Source organism: uncultured Rossellomorea sp., from assembly GCF_947488365.1.
Taxonomy (GTDB): Bacteria; Bacillota; Bacilli; order Bacillales; family Bacillaceae_B; genus Rossellomorea.
Window position 1 is genome coordinate 740,384 of the sequence record NZ_CANKZT010000001.1, and the last position, 15,616, is coordinate 755,999.

Sequence of the window (15,616 nt, forward strand, 5' to 3'; positions counted from 1 at the left end):
ACTTGCTGAAGAAGAAAGACAGGCATAAAATAGATAGGGTATGCATGAAAGGAGAAAAAATAAAGATGAATGTATTTCAACAATTGTATAAAAGTATCTATTCCCCAAAAGACATTGCAACATTCCGCTTTCAGGGAATTGGCAAGACGATCCGTTATGTCTTCCTGCTGGCACTTATTTCTATATTACCCGTAGCTATTCAATTTATATCATTTGCTACCAGTGCCATCGAGAATGTCAGAGAATCAGTAGAAGCTGAGTTTCCATCCTTTTCAATAGAGAATGGTTCGTTGTCATCCAGTGAGACAGAGCCGATTACAATCGATAAAGACAGTATGACCATTATCTTTGATAGTACCGGTGACCTCCAAGAAAAAAACCTTGATGAAAATGAAAATACGATTGCATTTTTGGAAAAGAGTTTCGTTGTCATTAACCAAGGAAACGTTCAATCTTCTTCCTATTCTTTGTTTGGAAGTACAGCCCTTACTAAAGATGGCTTAATTGATTTATTAGATTCCTTAATAGGGATGAAATGGATTCTCCTTCCCGTAGCCTTATTTTTTCTCTACTTATTCACTTCAGGAATGATGTTCTTGAAGGTGACGATATTCGCAATAATCGGTGTTACGTTCGCAAATGTTCTTAAACGAAATGTAAACTACCGTCAAAGCTTTCGAATCACCGCCTATTCCGCAACGGTTTCTACATTGTTTTTTACCCTAATGGAATTGCTGCAAACCTTTATTCCTGCCGCCCCGATTCTGGATTGGTTTGTGATCACTGTCATTCTGTATTTAGTCGTGAAAGAGATTCCGCAAAAGAGAATCCGGCCATAATAAGAATCCCTGTCTCACCCGGAGACAGGGATTTTCCTTTTATATCATTTTTATAGGAAACATTCAGCTCCATCCTTATAACTTGAATTGCCTGCTTAATTCCTTTAGTTGGTTGGATGCACTCAATAGCTTTTCTCCTACTTCATGGGTATTTCTAACCTTTTCGTGCTGCTCTTCAAAGGCAGCAAGCATCTGCTCAGTTCCTGCTAACGTTTCTTGTGAAACGGAAGAAAACGCCTCAGTCGAAGCTTCCACCTTAGGGAGAGATATTTTTAGATAGTTCAAATCTTCTTTCATATTTTGCAGATCCATGCTGACACCATCTATTTCATTTTTCAACAAATCAAACGATTCCCGTGTTTCAGTAGCTTCTGATACGTAGTACTGAAATTCTTTGAAAAATTGATCGAATTGCCTTGTAGCATTTAATGTGATTGACTCCATCGTAAGAATGGTTTCACTAATATTCTTAGTAGCATCTGATGATTGCTCCGCAAGCTTCTTGACTTCATTTGCCACCACCGCAAACCCACGACCGGATTCACCCGCCCTTGCGGCTTCAATCGTGGCATTGAGGGCAAGGAGTTTCGTTTGTTCGGCAATTTGATGAATCAATGAAATCACGGTGACGATGGAGGATGATTGTTCATGGACTTCTTGAATGATCTTATTCATTTGCTTGAAGTCCCCGGATACCCTGTTCAACCCCCCAACCATTTTATCAACTTTGTACTCCCCTTCACCCGCAGATTCATTCATATCCTTTGTTTTTTCAAAGACGGTATTCATTTTCACAAATATGGATTTTACAGTCACATTCATTTCTAGGAAGTGGTTGACACTTACTTCGGAAGTACCTGCCGTTTCTTCTGCTCCCGCTTTCACCATTCGTACCGTTTCTACCATATACTCATTTTCTTTCAATAGTTCAGATGAAGAGGATTGAAGCTGCATCCCTGTAGAAGCTAAACTGTCTGTTGTTTGATGAATATTATGTATTAAGTCTTTCATTTTCACTACCATCGAATCAAAACTTTTCTGAAGGGAAACGATTTCCGGCATCGTCGTTTCGACTGGGATGTTGGCAGCCAGATCACCATCTCTTATTTTCTTCATCGATTCGCGCAATTGAGCGATCGGGGGAGTCAACCGGTTCACAAATAACAAGACAATGATAAAGGCAATCCCAGCGCTAAGCCCAATCATACCCAGTGTATAGGCAGCCATTGACCGAATGTCTTGCATATACTCTTCCTGAGGGACAACGATCACATACTCTCCTTGCAACTCTTGAATTGAATGGAAAGCCACCGTATAGGTTTCCCCTTTGATGGTTGTTTCGATGGTCCCTTTTTCAAGTTCTTCGATTTCATCTATAAGAGGTTTCCCAAATTGTAATTCAGAACCTTTACTAACTGAAGAGGGTACAGCTTTAGAATCTTTAATAAAATAGAATTGTGCTTCTATATTATCCTGGGTCAATGCCGTATCCTGTTTTTTGATTACATCATTCAGCTTTTTTTCAAACTGTTCCTGTTCACCGATATAAATGAGCATCAAGCTTTGTGCAATTTCACTCATCGAGGTCACTTCACGATCCAAGCGCTGTTCCATCAGATGAATGGTAGCCTGTTTGGACTTTAAATAAGATATACATCCAATTGTTGAGCCAGTAATGGTAACCAGCAGAAAAATGACTATGAATAATCGTTTCTTTAAGGTTAAGATCTTGAAAAACGGAAGTACCCTTTTCTCATTTGGAACCATTTTTATCTGTTGTGGCCATTTCCTTAAGAAGTTTATTATTTTCGACAAAATTATACACCCTTCCCTAATCATTCCATCTTTCATTTTCTCAAAGAAAGATGAAGGAACTGTAAAGGTGTCGTAAAGGTTTATTGAATTTCAGGACTATAGACCCCTTTTCTGCGCTTGGCGAGAAACATAAATAACAATAAGTTGATTAGTGAAAAAGCGAAGGTGATCGAATACATCTCCACCATATTGTCTTTCCAAAAACTGTAAGCAATGGGTCCGAGTGCAACCCCACCGAACCTCACAGCTCCATAAATACTGACAATAAGTCCCCTTTCGTGTTCCGATACACTCCCCGTAATAAAGGCATTAATGACAGGCAGCATCAAGCCTAATCCACCAAAGCTTACCGTAATAAAGAACATTAAAAACCCCAATGATGAAAAAAAGATCAGAAAGCCTAATGGGACTGACATCATTAATAGTCCACATTTCATATACGTCCATCCCAGTTCCTCATCCGTCTTTAGCCTCCCCCCACACCAGTAAGAGCTAATGGTCATCGCACCAAGAGGAAAGATGAACGTAAACCCTTTAAAAAAACCATCAATATGAAAAGTATTTTCAATATGGTAGGAAAGAAAGAAGAGAATGCCGAATAATAAAAATAAGCCTATTCCTCCCATTGTATAAAGAGGGAATAACAGGCGCCATTTTGTTATAAAGATGGAGTAATGGGCTTTTTTATTTGGGTTATGGTGCCTCGTTTCAATCGTTTCCCTAAGTCCGATTAATATCACTACGCACAATAAAGGAAATACCCAAAATGAATGATTCCAATGGACAAGGATAGCCAGTGTGGCTCCGGTGATGGGTGCGACTACCTTTCCTATCCCATTAAACACTTCTAACGAGCCTAACATCCTCGAGCGTTCCTGCCCCTGGAAGATGTCACCGATCAATGCCATGGCCAGAGGTGTAGTCCCAGCCGCCCCCACACCTTGTAATCCTCGGCCAATCATGAAAAGCCTGACGTTTCCATTTACTTCTCCGCTTACAACACAAAGCACACTTCCCAGAATCATTATCCATAATGAAACGATGATTAATCGTTTTCTTCCATAACGATCAGACAACATTCCAACGAAAGGAATCACCAGTGCAGCAGGGATGGTGAATGAACTTAGGATAAAACCAGACCAGCTGCTGTTTAAATGTAAATCCGCTTCAATACTTGGAAGAATGGGAATAAGCATGGAATTACCAAGTACCATTAATATGGGAAGTAGCCCGATTACCAGTTGGAGAACCTTATTTGTCATGACGCGTCACCCCTTCATTATTCGATTCACTCTAACAATATGGGAGGAAGGTATGTATGAAACGAATGGCTATATTCTTTGGTATTATCATTCTTCTTTATAGCGTTTATTATGATTTAAATAAGGGAACCTTAAGGCTCCTCTATAATGAAGCCACAGTTGCAACTGCCCAGCCACAAGTGAATCAAACGTCTTCCCCCGCTCCTCTGGAATCTCCTTCTGAAGAAGATCCCTCTTCCATTTCGTATGTTGAAATGGAAGTCAAGCCCGGTGACACAGTCTTAAGTCTAGTAGAAGACCTTCTTGATGGTTCTATGCCTGTTTCCATTGAACGTGTGATTACCGATTTCGAAGAATTAAATGATGTGCCGCCTGCAAAGATCCAAATCGGGAAAACCTATAAGATCCCGAATTATCAATAATCCAAGCATTCAAAAAACACCTATTTCTTGTCATTTCACACAAAACACTGTTACAATAGCTTCGTATTACTTATAATGAAACTTTGAGAACCTTTCTAAAGGAGCGAATTACACTTGAGTGAAATTATACATCGTTCAAAAACACGTCCGGTCAAAGTCGGAGATTTAACTATTGGCGGTAACAATGAACTTGTTATCCAAAGTATGACCACTACAAAGACACATGATGTTGAAGCAACGGTAAAAGAGATTCACCGTCTCGAAGAAGCAGGTTGTCAGGTTGTCCGCGTAGCTTGTCCAGATGAACGTGCAGCAGACGCAATAGCTGATATTAAGAAGCAAATCAACATTCCACTTGTTGTCGATATACATTTTGACTATAAACTAGCCTTAAAGGCCATTGAAGGCGGAGCCGATAAAATCCGAATCAATCCAGGGAATATCGGTCGCCGTGAAAAAGTGGAGGCAGTTGTCAAAGCAGCGAAAGAAAAAGGGATTCCGATTCGTATCGGGGTAAATGCCGGAAGCTTGGAAAGAAAAATCCTTGAAAAGTACGGATACCCAACGGCTGATGGTATGGTAGAAAGTGCCCTTCATCACATCAAGATCCTGGAAGACCTGGATTTTCACGACATTATCGTGTCCATGAAAGCATCTGATGTGAATTTAGCCATCGAAGCCTACACGAAAGCAGCTAAAGCTTTTGACTACCCACTTCACCTCGGAATCACTGAATCAGGCACATTGTTTGCTGGAACGGTGAAGAGTGCAGCAGGTCTTGGTGCGATCCTTAGCCTTGGCATTGGTAATACACTGCGTATTTCCTTAAGTGCTGACCCAGTGGAAGAAGTTAAAGTAGCCAGAGAACTTTTAAAGTCGTTTGGATTAGCATCAAATGCTGCTACCTTAATTTCGTGTCCGACATGCGGCCGTATCGAAATCGACTTAATTTCAATCGCCAATGAAGTGGAGGAGTACATCTCCACCATTAAAGCACCGATTAAAGTGGCTGTCCTTGGATGTGCAGTAAATGGACCGGGCGAAGCCAGAGAAGCCGATATCGGTATTGCCGGGGCTCGTGGGGAAGGACTACTATTCCGAAAAGGAAAGACCGTCCGTAAAGTTCCTGAAGAGACAATGGTTGAGGAATTAAAGAAGGAAATCGACAAAATCGCAGAAGAATATTTTGCACAGCAAGAAGCAGAAAAGAAAGAACAAGAAGAACAAGAAGTTTAAATGCATGTAAAGAGGACTGACCTTTGATCAGTCCTCTTTTTTCATTTCTTGAAACGCTCCCAATTTCAAGAAAAAGTGTTATTTTTAAAAGAACGGCAGTACAAATAATCCGATAATTATCGATACGGCCCCAATTCCGATGGCCCAGGCACCGAGCATTTCTGCTCCTCTTCTTCTTGCCACAAATCCAAGTACAATCCCAGCAGCCCCCATGATTACAGGGAGAATGAATAAGGAAAGAATGGATAGGGCAAGTGCAGAGTAACCCAATACACGACCTGATGTTGTCGTATCTTCGGCGGTATCCTCTTCAAAGTCGCGGCTTACACTCATTGGAGCAGCAATTTCTGCTGCTGTCTCTTCACGGTATTCTTTACTCACATCTGTTTCCGGATTGTCGTAATACACGTCGATATCTTGTAGATTTCGATCAACGCTGTTTAATTCGCGTCGTTCATCACTCATACAGCAATCCCTCACTTTCTGTGTTTGGGAGCCTTCTTATTGTGTGTCACTCCGCTTTTTTTACTATGCTAATGTTTGTCATTTTTGTTAGCTTACTTTCATTTTTGTAAGCATTCATAACTTTTGAAAGGGTTCTTTCTGCATAAATTTTATTGTTTCTTCATATGGTCTGCCTGAGCTCTGTCAATCATCGTATGGAACATAATTCTCCTCTATTAAAAATAATTTCAATCACTACTCACCATAAATGAGGTTATTTGCTAATTTTTGATGTTATTTATTTTTCAAGGATACATGCTCAAATAGTTGATTGGAGTGTAAGGTGCTCGACTCCTGCGGGAATAGCGGGAATGTTGAGACCCCGCAGGGCGAAAGCCCGAGGAGGCTCAACTCACGCCCCGCGGAAAGCGAGCACCTGGAGCGGAAATCAACTACTACTTTCTTCTTTAAGACAGCAACAGACTTTAAGAAAAGAACCTTTTGAAAACATCGTTTATCTACTGGTCAGAAATGTGATAAACTTGAAGGAGTTTTTATAAAGAGGAGCATGATGAAGAATGAAACGTTTTGGAATCGATATTGATGGGACAGTTACATCACCTGAATCCTTACTGCCTCACATAAATGAATATTTTAAATTAAATTTAACCTTACAAGACATCACCCAATACGAATTGACAGAAGTTCTGGATATTTCTCCTCAAACCTTTGGAAAATGGTTTAAGGAAGCAGAACCTGTCATCTACAAAGAATCTCCCCTTGCTCCCGGTGCAAAAAAAATATTGGATCAATGGAAAGAAAAACATGAACTTTATTTTATAAGCGCAAGAAGATCAGACCTAATTCAATTAACGAAAGAATGGTTTAGTTCACAAGATTTAATGTACCATCACATCGAATTAATTGGCTCCCATGATAAAATTTCAACAGCGAAAAAACATGAAGTCGATATTTTCTTTGAAGATAAACATGATAATGCCGTTTCGATTTCTGAAGAATTGTCAATCCCTGTTCTGTTATTCAACACACCTTACAATCAAAAGCCGATCCCTGATGGAGTCATTCGCGTAAATGACTGGCATGAAGCAAACACCTGGGTTCAAGGCTGGCTTCAAAATCAATCGTAGAAAAAGCCTCTGACATAAGAGGCTTTTTCTATTACACATTAAATAAGGATTTAAAGCGTTCCACGCGCTTTCTGTTCACTTTGAAATCATAATAGCCAAAACGGGAACCTGACTTAATATGTAGAAGATTCGTGTTTTCATCAATATAAAGTTCCAGGTCATCCTTGAATTTCAACCACTTTGAAGTAAAAACCGCTTGTACATAATGTGATTTCTCTTCCTTGATCTCTACATGATCGAACTTCCCCAGGGTGCTGTGGATTTTCGCCTTCGTATCCTTTACGCTTCCATTTATGGGAAGTGGTGCTATTCGATGATATGATGTGAGATCAATTGTGCTCACACAGTTTTTTTTATTCGTTGGGCAGTGAGTAAAAGGCACTGGTTCCATGGCTGCATCTCCTCTCAATTTCTTCCGTATAAATGCATTTTTTCCCTCTTTTACCTTCACTTAAACTATGAACATTTTAAAGAAAAAGAGACCCTAAAAGGATCTCTCTACTGACATTGAGGACATTTACCATATATTTCGAATTTATGACCGGATATATCATACCCTGTATCCGATAAATTTTCTTTTAATGCTTCCATGGGACATGTATGAATTTCTTTCGTTTTTCCACAATCCATACAAATGAAATGATGGTGATGGTGATGGCTTTCACATGTAAACCGAAAATGTCTTTCACCTGAGAGTTCAGTCTCTTCCAAGATCTCAAGTTCAACAAACAAGCTCAAATTACGGTAGATTGTATCAAAACTGAGCCCCGGATAATCAGCTTTCATATTTTCCAAAACATCCCTGGCCGTCAAATATTTATTAGAGCTGGAAAACAGTTCAAGTAATTGCTCCCGTTTTCCTGTATGCTTATATCCTTTTGATTTTAACAGGTCCATTGCTTCCGTTACATTCAATTTCTACACCTCAACTTTAGAAGAATGACTCGACGTTCTTATTTTCTTAATCACAATTGTAATGAGAAGGATTAAAATCGCCGTCATGACAATCGTACCACCTGGTGCAAGATTCAAATAGAAGGCACTGATTAATCCAACAATAACAGAAATTTCACCAAATAACAGTGAAAACCCGATCGTTTGCTTAAATCCATTGGCAATCCTGATACTTGCTGCAACCGGTAATGTCATAAGAGACGAAACCAGCAGGATCCCTACGATGCGCATAGAAGCGGCAATCACAAGTGCCACCATGACCATAAAGATAAAGTGGATCGCCTTAGCTGGGATTCCTGACGCCTTTGCATGATCTTCATCAAAGGATAGAAGAAACAATTCTTTATATAGCAGAAAGATCACGCCAATGACAAGAACGCTGATCCCTCCAATCAAATACAAGTCTCCTCTGCTGACTGCGCTGACACTTCCAAACAAATAACTAAATAAATCTGTATTAAAACCGTCTGCGAGTGAAATGAAAATGACCCCTATCCCGATTCCTCCAGATAGGATGATCGGAATCGCAAGCTCCTGATAATGCTTATATAACATACGTAAACGTTCAATAAACAAGGAGCCCATGACTGAGAATACCATTCCAAAATACAGGGGATTCAAACCCGAAAAAGCAGGTATCGTTTTACTTAAATACAGGCTCGCTGCAATACCTGACAGAGTGACGTGACTCAAGGCATCCGCAATTAAAGATAGCCTCCTTACGACGATGAATGCTCCTAATAAGGGGGCGATGATTCCAATAAGGATCCCCGTAAGAAATGCATTTTGTAAAAATTCATATTGAAAAATAGCTTGAAGCATTGTCTTCCCTCCAATCGATCATGAATGATGATGTTCATGTTCATGCTCATGATTTAAAAAATGTACATCATGACCATAAAAAGAGGAAAGCTGATTTTCTTTTAGCTTTTCAAACTCTTCTGTTTTGCCATGGAAATGTAAATGTTTATTTAGACAAGCGACATGGGTCACTTTATTCGAAATCGATCCTATGTCATGAGTGACAAGAACGAGTGTAATACCTAAATCTTTATTTAACGTTTCTAACATATCATAGAAGTTTTGGACGTTTTGACTGTCCACTCCCACTGTCGGTTCATCAAGAATCAATATATCAGGCTGGCTTACGAGCGCCCGGGCAATGAACACCCTTTGCTGTTGTCCTCCTGATAATTCCCCAATATTACGTTTAGCGAATGGACTCATCCCAACCGATTCAATGGCTCCATACACATCTTGTTTGTATTTAGATGAAATCCTCTTGAACAAACCTGCTTTTTTCGCTAATCCGCTCGCCACCACCTCATAAACCGTGGCTGGAAAACCTGTATTGAAGCTATTGGCCTTCTGGGATACAAATCCTATGCGGTCCCATTGTTTGAACTTTTGCTGGGGGACTCCAAATAACTCAATATTCCCTTGTTTCACTCGTAACAGGCCCAGAACAAGCTTTAGTAAGGTCGATTTACCTGAACCATTAGGTCCGACGATTCCAAGGAATGCCCCTCTGGGAATGGTTAGGTTAATATCTTCGAGCACTCTTTCCCGCTCATACCTGAAATTTACATCTTCTATTTTAATGATAGGATTTGTAGTATCCATTTTTATCATCTCTCTTTATAAGAATCATTACGATTTAAAAGTACATAGGGTAGTATACATGATGGGTGCACAATTGTAAATGTTCATGCCTTGATACCAAATTAAAAGGACTGCTCAATTTGAGTGAGCAGTCCTTTACTCCAATGCTGCATTAATGTATGGCAGACTTAAATCGTGCACCCTTTGTTTCCTGTGTACTCATAATCGTTATGAAGGCATTGGGATCTACATCGGAAACGATGGATTTCAACTTTGTTACTTCAAGTCTGGTGACCACGACATAAATGACCTCTTTATCATTATCTGTGTATCCTCCACGACCCTTTAACATCGTTGTTCCCCTGCCCAGTCTCTTTAATATTGCGTCGGATACATCCAGGTAATGGTCAGAAACAATGATAACGGCCTTCGTTTCATCCATTCCCTGAATCACCGTATCAATCGTCTTAAAGGCAATATAGTAGGTCATAACGGAATACATCGCTTCTTCTAGTCCGAAGACAAATGCTGCCCAGGCGAAAATGAAAATATTGATGAACATAACAAACTCCCCCACTGAAAACGGAAGCTTCTTCGTTAAAAGGATACCAAGGATTTCAGTTCCATCCAGAGATCCACCATGACGTATCACAAGGCCAACCCCCACTCCAAGGGTCAATCCACCGAAAACAGTGGCTAACACTTTCTCTGTTACAAACGGGTCAATATGGTGTAAAAGGCTTTCGATACCTGCCAGTGCGATAATGGCAAACAGAGATGAAACGACAAAGGTTTTCCCGATATGTTTATACCCGTAATACATGAAAGGGAGATTGAGGAAAACGAGCAGGGTTGCAAAGTTTACAAATGGAATGGTGTCTGAAACTAAATAATCCAATATCAGCGAAACACCAATAATCCCACCATCGATGATATTATTTGGAACAAGGAATAACTCAATGGATATAGCAGCCAAGGCTGCTCCAATCGTAATAAAAATCAATCGGTAAATAAAATGAAGGGGACTTTCTTTTTTATGTACTCTTTGGGTCATCGGTCATCGTCAATTCCTTTCCTTTCACTTTATTTTCTTATAAAAATGTCACTTTCTGATCAAGAGTTACATATGTATCTGTTGAGGAGTGATAAACATGAAGCTATTACAAAATGTGATTAATCACAAAATCAACAACATTACAAATGAAGAATTATTAAAGTACGCCAAACAATATAACATTTCATTGACGTCCCAAGAGGCAACAAGCATCGTCGCAAGTGTTAAAGGAAAGAACATCAATATTTTTGATGACAAGAAACGCAGTAAATTGGTGAAGGACTTGGCCAGGATCATAGGTCCCACTAAGGCGAAGGAAATCAACCAACTCTTTTTGCAGCTCATCAGATAGTAAAAGAAGAGGAGGCGTCCCTATTGATGAGAGATGACCTCCTCTATTGCCTTTTTTATTGATTCAGTATCTTCGTTAATACATCTTCTTCGAATGTTTGATTACGAAGCATATCAATTTCGAACTTGTAAGGAGGTTTTTTATTTTTTTTATCTTCTCCTACATACGGTGTTTCCAGAATCTTAGGTATTTCTTTCAGCTGTGGATGATGAACGATATAGTTCAGTGCTTTAAATCCAATATGTCCGAATCCTAGATTTTCATGGCGATCTTTACTGGCTCCACGTTCATTCTTACTATCATTAATGTGCAGAACCTTTAAGCGATCAATCCCGACAATCTTATCGAATTCTTCCAAGACTCCATCGAAATCTTCCACAATATTATATCCTGCATCATGGGTGTGACAAGTATCGAAGCAAACAGAAAGGCGGTCATTCAGTTCTACTCCATTGATGATTTGAGCTAATTCCTCAAACGATCTTCCACATTCAGAACCCTTCCCTGCCATTGTTTCCAAAGCAATTTGCACTTTATGGTCTTTTGTTAACACTTCATTCAGACCTTCTATGATCTTATCGATTCCCTTATCTGCTCCTGCACCTACGTGAGCACCGGGGTGAAGCACAATCTGCCCCGCTCCCAGAGCTTCTGTGCGCTCGATTTCAGAACGGAGGAAATTGACACCTAATTCAAATGTAGCAGGGTTCGTCGTATTTCCTATGTTGATGATATAGGGAGCATGAACAACGATGTCCTCTATCCCATTTTCTTTCATGTGAGCGATTCCCGCTTCAATATTTAAGTCTTCGATTTTTTTTCTTCTCGTATTTTGAGGGGCACCTGTATAAATCATAAAAGTATTCGCTCCATAAGAAACGGCTTCTTCACTGGAGGCTAATAGCATTTTTTTACCACTCATTGAAACATGGGATCCAATCTTAACCATTCTTCTCAACTCCTAAGAAAATCTCTCTATATTGTATCGAATGTGTACAAATGAATCACGTTAAAACACTTATTTGCTTCTGTTTTTCTTTCTTCTCTCACGTTTCTTGATTTGATCCATTTTGTATTTCATTTTCTTTTTATAGCCCGGCTTGACTGTTTTCGGTTTTCGAACCATTGATTTCGCTTTTTCATCAATCTCATCAACATTCGTTTTTTGACGGTTCTTACGTTTGTTCAGGGGTGGTAGCTCAGACCATTCCCCTTTCTTAATATCTTGATGAGCAAAGCTGATTCCGAGCTTCTCCAGACGATTCAATGCATCTTCATCCGAAGGTGTATAAATGGTATAGGCAATCCCTGTATTACCTGCACGCGCTGTACGGCCGGAACGGTGAACATAGAAATCAAGATCTTGTGGCAGTTCAAAGTTAATGATATGACTTACACCTTCAATGTCGATCCCTCTTGCTGCTAAATCAGTCGCTACGATGTACTGATAATCCAGGTTCCTCGTTTGCTTCATCATTTTCTTACGCTCACGTGGAGAAAGGTCTCCGTGAATCCTTCCAACCTTTAATCCTTTAGCGATCAAAGCATCTGCCACTTCATCTGCTTTTTGTTTTGTATTAGTGAAAACGATACCTAAATATGGATTAATTTCCACTAAAATATTGTATAATAGGTTAATTTTATCGCGACTCTTAAGAGGGACGATCACATGTTGGATATTCTTTGCCGATAGCTGCTCGGGCTCGACATGTGCATATTGTGGATTTTCCATATACTTTTTCAAGAATGGTTTCAGTTTCTCTGGAATCGTCGCAGAGAATACAAGCATTTGTAATTTTTCAGGCATCTTAGCGGCAATCTGATCCACATCTTCAATGAATCCCATATCAAGCATCAGATCCGCTTCATCAATCACCAATATACTGGCAGTATGAACAAATAAGGCTTGATCTTTCACTAAATCATTGATTCGGCCCGGAGTACCAACCACAATATGAGGCTGGGTTTTTAATTTCTCAATCGTTCTCTGCTTGTCCGTTCCACCAATAAAGCAACGGGAAACAATGTTGCTATCTTTCGTGATCTTCAATACTTCTTGATAAATCTGTTGTGCCAGTTCTCGGGTTGGAGCAGTGATCACTGCTTGTACCTGTTCAGAATCTGCAGTCACCTTCTCAATGATCGGCAATAGATATGAATGTGTTTTTCCCGTTCCTGTCTGAGATTGACCAATCGCACTTTGCCCTTTTAATATCAGGGGGATCATTTTCTTTTGAATTTCTGTTGGTTCGTAGAAACCCAGTTCTTCTACTGCTTCATTAATGAAGGACTGGAATCCAAATTGTAGAAATAAATTATTTTTCATTCTTCTTTACATCTCCTTTTTTCAAAATATCCTTTTATTTACGCTATTATCGGGATGAAGGCCAAGTCGAACACATCATCACCATAGATATATATAAAATTTACGGATCACTTTATCATCGCGAGTGATTTTATCTTAACGTTAGCAAGCGTCATATTTAAAGAACATCTAACCATTATAATATTTTTTTGGCAAAACATCTAGTTCATACTTATTTTAATTTGAGATGATAGTGTATCAATACCCTTTTTTCACCTATTGCATACTCTATACTGACGAGGAATTTATTCGAATGAAAGGAGGCTGTCATTATGCCGCCTAGAAGAATGAGGAATCAGGGCCAGGATTTGCGAAATCCTTTCGGAATGAGACAGCAGCGGGGATTCAATGGGTTCGGAATGCAGCAGCCTGGAAGAAATAGTTTTGGAATGGGGCAGACGCAGCCACCTCCGTTTCAATTTGGAGGACAACGTCAAAATCAGGGCCTCAATATGGGATTCAATCAGAGGGGAAGAAGCCGAGGGCCAGGAAAAGGTGGTCTATTATCTAAGCTTCTTAAAAAGGGTGATCATCAGAATTCCGGCGGAGGATTATTACAACAATTTTCCAGAGGAGATTCTTCTGCCAACACAACAGGCTTTGACCGATCTCCACAGGCAGCTGGCGGAATCCTACAAAGCCTCTTAAACCCAGGCAATGTGAATTCATTTTTATCCAATACACAGCAAATGCTCCAGACCGCTCAACAGCTGGGTCCGATGTTCCAACAATATGGTCCTATGGTGAAAAATATCCCTGCACTATGGAAGTTATATCGAGGATTCAAAGATATGTCTGCAGAAGATGTATCCGATGGTGGAAATAATGAAGACAAAAATGAGGATATCGACATCCCAGAAGTCGAATCCACCGTTAAGAAAAAAAAGAAGAAGAAACAACCCGTAGAAATTTCAGAGGATAGTGAAGATCTTGAAGATAACCAGACACCATCAAAGTTTAAATCAGGATCAAAACCCAAATTGTATATTTAAGAACGTGATCCCTAAAGGTACTGAATCACCTGTTTAGGGATTTTTCTATTTAACGCCAAATCAAAGGCATTTTGAGAGGGAAAGGTGCACATTATTATCGTTCTCTTTGTCAGGAAGACTGTTCTCCTTTATAATGAAGACAAAACCTTTTCTCATGTAGGAGGATATTCATAGATGGAAATTATTAAGATTACTCCGAGAGGCTATTGTTACGGTGTAGTAGACGCAATGGTCATTGCAAGAAACGCCGCGTTAGACAAATCGCTTCCTCGTCCAATTTATATTTTAGGCATGATTGTTCACAACAAGCATGTGACTGACGCATTCGAAGAAGACGGGATCATTACCCTGGATGGCAGCAACAGAAAAGAAATCATCGAGCAAGTCAATGAAGGAACGGTTATCTTCACCGCTCATGGAGTCTCTCCCGAAGTGAAAGAAATAGCCAAACAAAAAGGACTTGTCACACTGGACGCAACGTGTCCCGATGTAACGAAAACACATGATTTGATTCGCGCTAAAGAAGCCGAAGGTTACGACGTGATCTATATCGGTAAAAAAGGACATCCAGAACCTGAAGGAGCTGTCGGGGTTGCACCTGAGATCGTGCATCTCGTGGAAACAGCAGAAGATGTAGAGAAGCTTTCAATCGAAAACGAAAAAATCATTGTGACCAATCAAACGACGATGAGTCAATGGGATGTATTGGATACGATGGATAAAGTGAAAGAAATGTATCCTCACGTTGAACTGCATAAAGAAATCTGCCTGGCTACCCAGGTTCGACAAGAAGCAGTCGCTGAACAAGCTGGAGATGCAGATGTCCTTATCGTTGTTGGAGATCCCAAGAGTAATAACTCCAACCGCCTTGCTCAGGTATCAAAAGATATCGCAGGTACTCCTGCACATCGGATTTCCGACATTAGTGAATTGGATATCGAATGGATTAAAGATGCGGGCATCGTTGCTGTAACAGCCGGGGCATCCACTCCTACTCCAATCGTAAAAGAAGTCATTAAATTCCTTGAAGTATTTGATCCAAATGATGAATCCACTTGGACAAGAGAGCGAAATGTTCCATTAAATAAAATTCTCCCTAAAGTACGAAAAGCGAAATTGGGAACAAAATAA

17 protein-coding genes are annotated in these 15,616 nt (G+C 39.9%); 7 read left to right on the forward strand and 10 right to left on the reverse strand.

All coding sequences use genetic code 11. The features are described from left to right. The first annotated feature begins 65 nt into the window (after positions 1-65). On the forward strand, positions 66-839 hold the full coding sequence (locus Q1B03_RS04000; protein ID WP_299738436.1) for a DUF1189 domain-containing protein: 774 nt from the start codon (positions 66-68) through the stop codon (positions 837-839). Between the two features lie 75 nt (positions 840-914). Here the strand turns inward: Q1B03_RS04000 and Q1B03_RS04005 are convergent, their stop codons facing one another. Both Q1B03_RS04005 and Q1B03_RS04010 read right to left on the reverse strand, forming a co-directional pair. Beyond that, a complete protein-coding gene (locus tag Q1B03_RS04005; RefSeq protein ID WP_299738437.1) occupies positions 915-2,654 on the reverse strand; it encodes a methyl-accepting chemotaxis protein in 1,740 nt (579 codons plus the stop codon). Between the two features lie 80 nt (positions 2,655-2,734). Continuing rightward, positions 2,735-3,916, reverse strand: coding sequence for an MFS transporter (locus tag Q1B03_RS04010; RefSeq protein ID WP_299738438.1), 1,182 nt, complete (start codon positions 3,914-3,916; stop codon positions 2,735-2,737). Between the two features lie 56 nt (positions 3,917-3,972). Between Q1B03_RS04010 and Q1B03_RS04015 the strand changes: the two genes are divergently transcribed. Then, positions 3,973-4,338 carry a hypothetical protein gene (locus tag Q1B03_RS04015; protein ID WP_299738439.1) on the forward strand — a complete coding sequence of 122 codons (366 nt, stop codon included), beginning with the start codon at positions 3,973-3,975 and terminating at the stop codon, positions 4,336-4,338. A 123-nt stretch (positions 4,339-4,461) separates the two neighbouring features. After that, positions 4,462-5,574 carry a flavodoxin-dependent (E)-4-hydroxy-3-methylbut-2-enyl-diphosphate synthase gene (ispG, locus tag Q1B03_RS04020; RefSeq protein WP_299739614.1) on the forward strand — a complete coding sequence of 371 codons (1,113 nt, stop codon included), beginning with the start codon at positions 4,462-4,464 and terminating at the stop codon, positions 5,572-5,574. A gap of 84 nt (positions 5,575-5,658) precedes the next feature. Here the strand turns inward: ispG and Q1B03_RS04025 are convergent, their stop codons facing one another. Beyond that, positions 5,659-6,039, reverse strand: a complete 381-nt coding sequence (locus Q1B03_RS04025; protein WP_299738441.1) for a DUF4190 domain-containing protein — start codon at positions 6,037-6,039, stop codon at positions 5,659-5,661. A gap of 557 nt (positions 6,040-6,596) precedes the next feature. Here Q1B03_RS04025 and Q1B03_RS04030 point away from each other — a divergent pair. Continuing rightward, complete coding sequence (locus Q1B03_RS04030) at positions 6,597-7,166, forward strand: hypothetical protein (protein WP_299738443.1); 570 nt, start codon at positions 6,597-6,599, stop codon at positions 7,164-7,166. 31 nt (positions 7,167-7,197) lie between these two features. Here Q1B03_RS04030 and Q1B03_RS04035 read toward each other — a convergent pair whose 3' ends face one another. The 5 genes from Q1B03_RS04035 to Q1B03_RS04055 all read right to left on the reverse strand — a co-directional run bounded on the left by Q1B03_RS04035 (position 7,198) and on the right by Q1B03_RS04055 (position 10,776). Continuing rightward, positions 7,198-7,557 (reverse strand): DUF1499 domain-containing protein, encoded by a 360-nt coding sequence (locus Q1B03_RS04035; RefSeq protein WP_299738444.1) that lies wholly within the window; start codon positions 7,555-7,557, stop codon positions 7,198-7,200. Between the two features lie 107 nt (positions 7,558-7,664). Then, positions 7,665-8,081, reverse strand: a complete 417-nt coding sequence (locus Q1B03_RS04040) for a Fur family transcriptional regulator (protein WP_299738446.1) — start codon at positions 8,079-8,081, stop codon at positions 7,665-7,667. Positions 8,082-8,084: 3 nt separating this feature from the next. Beyond that, positions 8,085-8,942, reverse strand: coding sequence for a metal ABC transporter permease (locus Q1B03_RS04045; RefSeq protein ID WP_299738448.1), 858 nt, complete (start codon positions 8,940-8,942; stop codon positions 8,085-8,087). An 18-nt stretch (positions 8,943-8,960) separates the two neighbouring features. Then, positions 8,961-9,743 (reverse strand): metal ABC transporter ATP-binding protein, encoded by a 783-nt coding sequence (locus Q1B03_RS04050; RefSeq protein WP_299738450.1) that lies wholly within the window; start codon positions 9,741-9,743, stop codon positions 8,961-8,963. A gap of 151 nt (positions 9,744-9,894) precedes the next feature. Beyond that, the gene (locus Q1B03_RS04055) at positions 9,895-10,776 is read right to left on the reverse strand and encodes a YitT family protein (RefSeq protein ID WP_299738452.1); all 882 of its coding nucleotides are present in this window, start codon (positions 10,774-10,776) and stop codon (positions 9,895-9,897) included. A gap of 97 nt (positions 10,777-10,873) precedes the next feature. Between Q1B03_RS04055 and Q1B03_RS04060 the strand changes: the two genes are divergently transcribed. Then, complete coding sequence (locus Q1B03_RS04060) at positions 10,874-11,128, forward strand: DUF2624 domain-containing protein (protein WP_299738453.1); 255 nt, start codon at positions 10,874-10,876, stop codon at positions 11,126-11,128. 55 nt (positions 11,129-11,183) lie between these two features. On the opposite strand, the gene Q1B03_RS04065 is transcribed toward Q1B03_RS04060, so the two are convergent. Beyond that, positions 11,184-12,077, reverse strand: a complete 894-nt coding sequence (locus Q1B03_RS04065) for a deoxyribonuclease IV (protein WP_299738455.1) — start codon at positions 12,075-12,077, stop codon at positions 11,184-11,186. A gap of 69 nt (positions 12,078-12,146) precedes the next feature. After that, positions 12,147-13,454, reverse strand: a complete 1,308-nt coding sequence (locus Q1B03_RS04070; protein ID WP_299738457.1) for a DEAD/DEAH box helicase — start codon at positions 13,452-13,454, stop codon at positions 12,147-12,149. A 311-nt stretch (positions 13,455-13,765) separates the two neighbouring features. Between Q1B03_RS04070 and vrrA the strand changes: the two genes are divergently transcribed. Next, a complete protein-coding gene (gene vrrA / locus Q1B03_RS04075; RefSeq protein WP_299738460.1) occupies positions 13,766-14,485 on the forward strand; it encodes a VrrA/YqfQ family protein in 720 nt (239 codons plus the stop codon). Between the two features lie 174 nt (positions 14,486-14,659). Then, a complete protein-coding gene (locus Q1B03_RS04080) occupies positions 14,660-15,616 on the forward strand; it encodes a 4-hydroxy-3-methylbut-2-enyl diphosphate reductase (protein ID WP_299738462.1) in 957 nt (318 codons plus the stop codon).

Coding starts and splice junctions, on each gene's coding strand:
- Q1B03_RS04045 (WP_299738448.1), bottom strand. CDS start 8,942: ATGCTTCAAGCTATTTTTCAATATGAATTTTTACAAAATGCATTTCTT.
- Q1B03_RS04050 (WP_299738450.1), bottom strand. CDS start 9,743: ATGGATACTACAAATCCTATCATTAAAATAGAAGATGTAAATTTCAGG.
- Q1B03_RS04060 (WP_299738453.1), top strand. CDS start 10,874: ATGAAGCTATTACAAAATGTGATTAATCACAAAATCAACAACATTACA.
- Q1B03_RS04055 (WP_299738452.1), bottom strand. CDS start 10,776: ATGACCCAAAGAGTACATAAAAAAGAAAGTCCCCTTCATTTTATTTAC.
- Q1B03_RS04030 (WP_299738443.1), top strand. CDS start 6,597: ATGAAACGTTTTGGAATCGATATTGATGGGACAGTTACATCACCTGAA.
- Q1B03_RS04010 (WP_299738438.1), bottom strand. CDS start 3,916: ATGACAAATAAGGTTCTCCAACTGGTAATCGGGCTACTTCCCATATTA.
- vrrA (WP_299738460.1), top strand. CDS start 13,766: ATGCCGCCTAGAAGAATGAGGAATCAGGGCCAGGATTTGCGAAATCCT.
- Q1B03_RS04065 (WP_299738455.1), bottom strand. CDS start 12,077: ATGGTTAAGATTGGATCCCATGTTTCAATGAGTGGTAAAAAAATGCTA.
- Q1B03_RS04015 (WP_299738439.1), top strand. CDS start 3,973: ATGAAACGAATGGCTATATTCTTTGGTATTATCATTCTTCTTTATAGC.
- Q1B03_RS04080 (WP_299738462.1), top strand. CDS start 14,660: ATGGAAATTATTAAGATTACTCCGAGAGGCTATTGTTACGGTGTAGTA.
- Q1B03_RS04035 (WP_299738444.1), bottom strand. CDS start 7,557: ATGGAACCAGTGCCTTTTACTCACTGCCCAACGAATAAAAAAAACTGT.
- Q1B03_RS04000 (WP_299738436.1), top strand. CDS start 66: ATGAATGTATTTCAACAATTGTATAAAAGTATCTATTCCCCAAAAGAC.
- Q1B03_RS04070 (WP_299738457.1), bottom strand. CDS start 13,454: ATGAAAAATAATTTATTTCTACAATTTGGATTCCAGTCCTTCATTAAT.
- Q1B03_RS04025 (WP_299738441.1), bottom strand. CDS start 6,039: ATGAGTGATGAACGACGCGAATTAAACAGCGTTGATCGAAATCTACAA.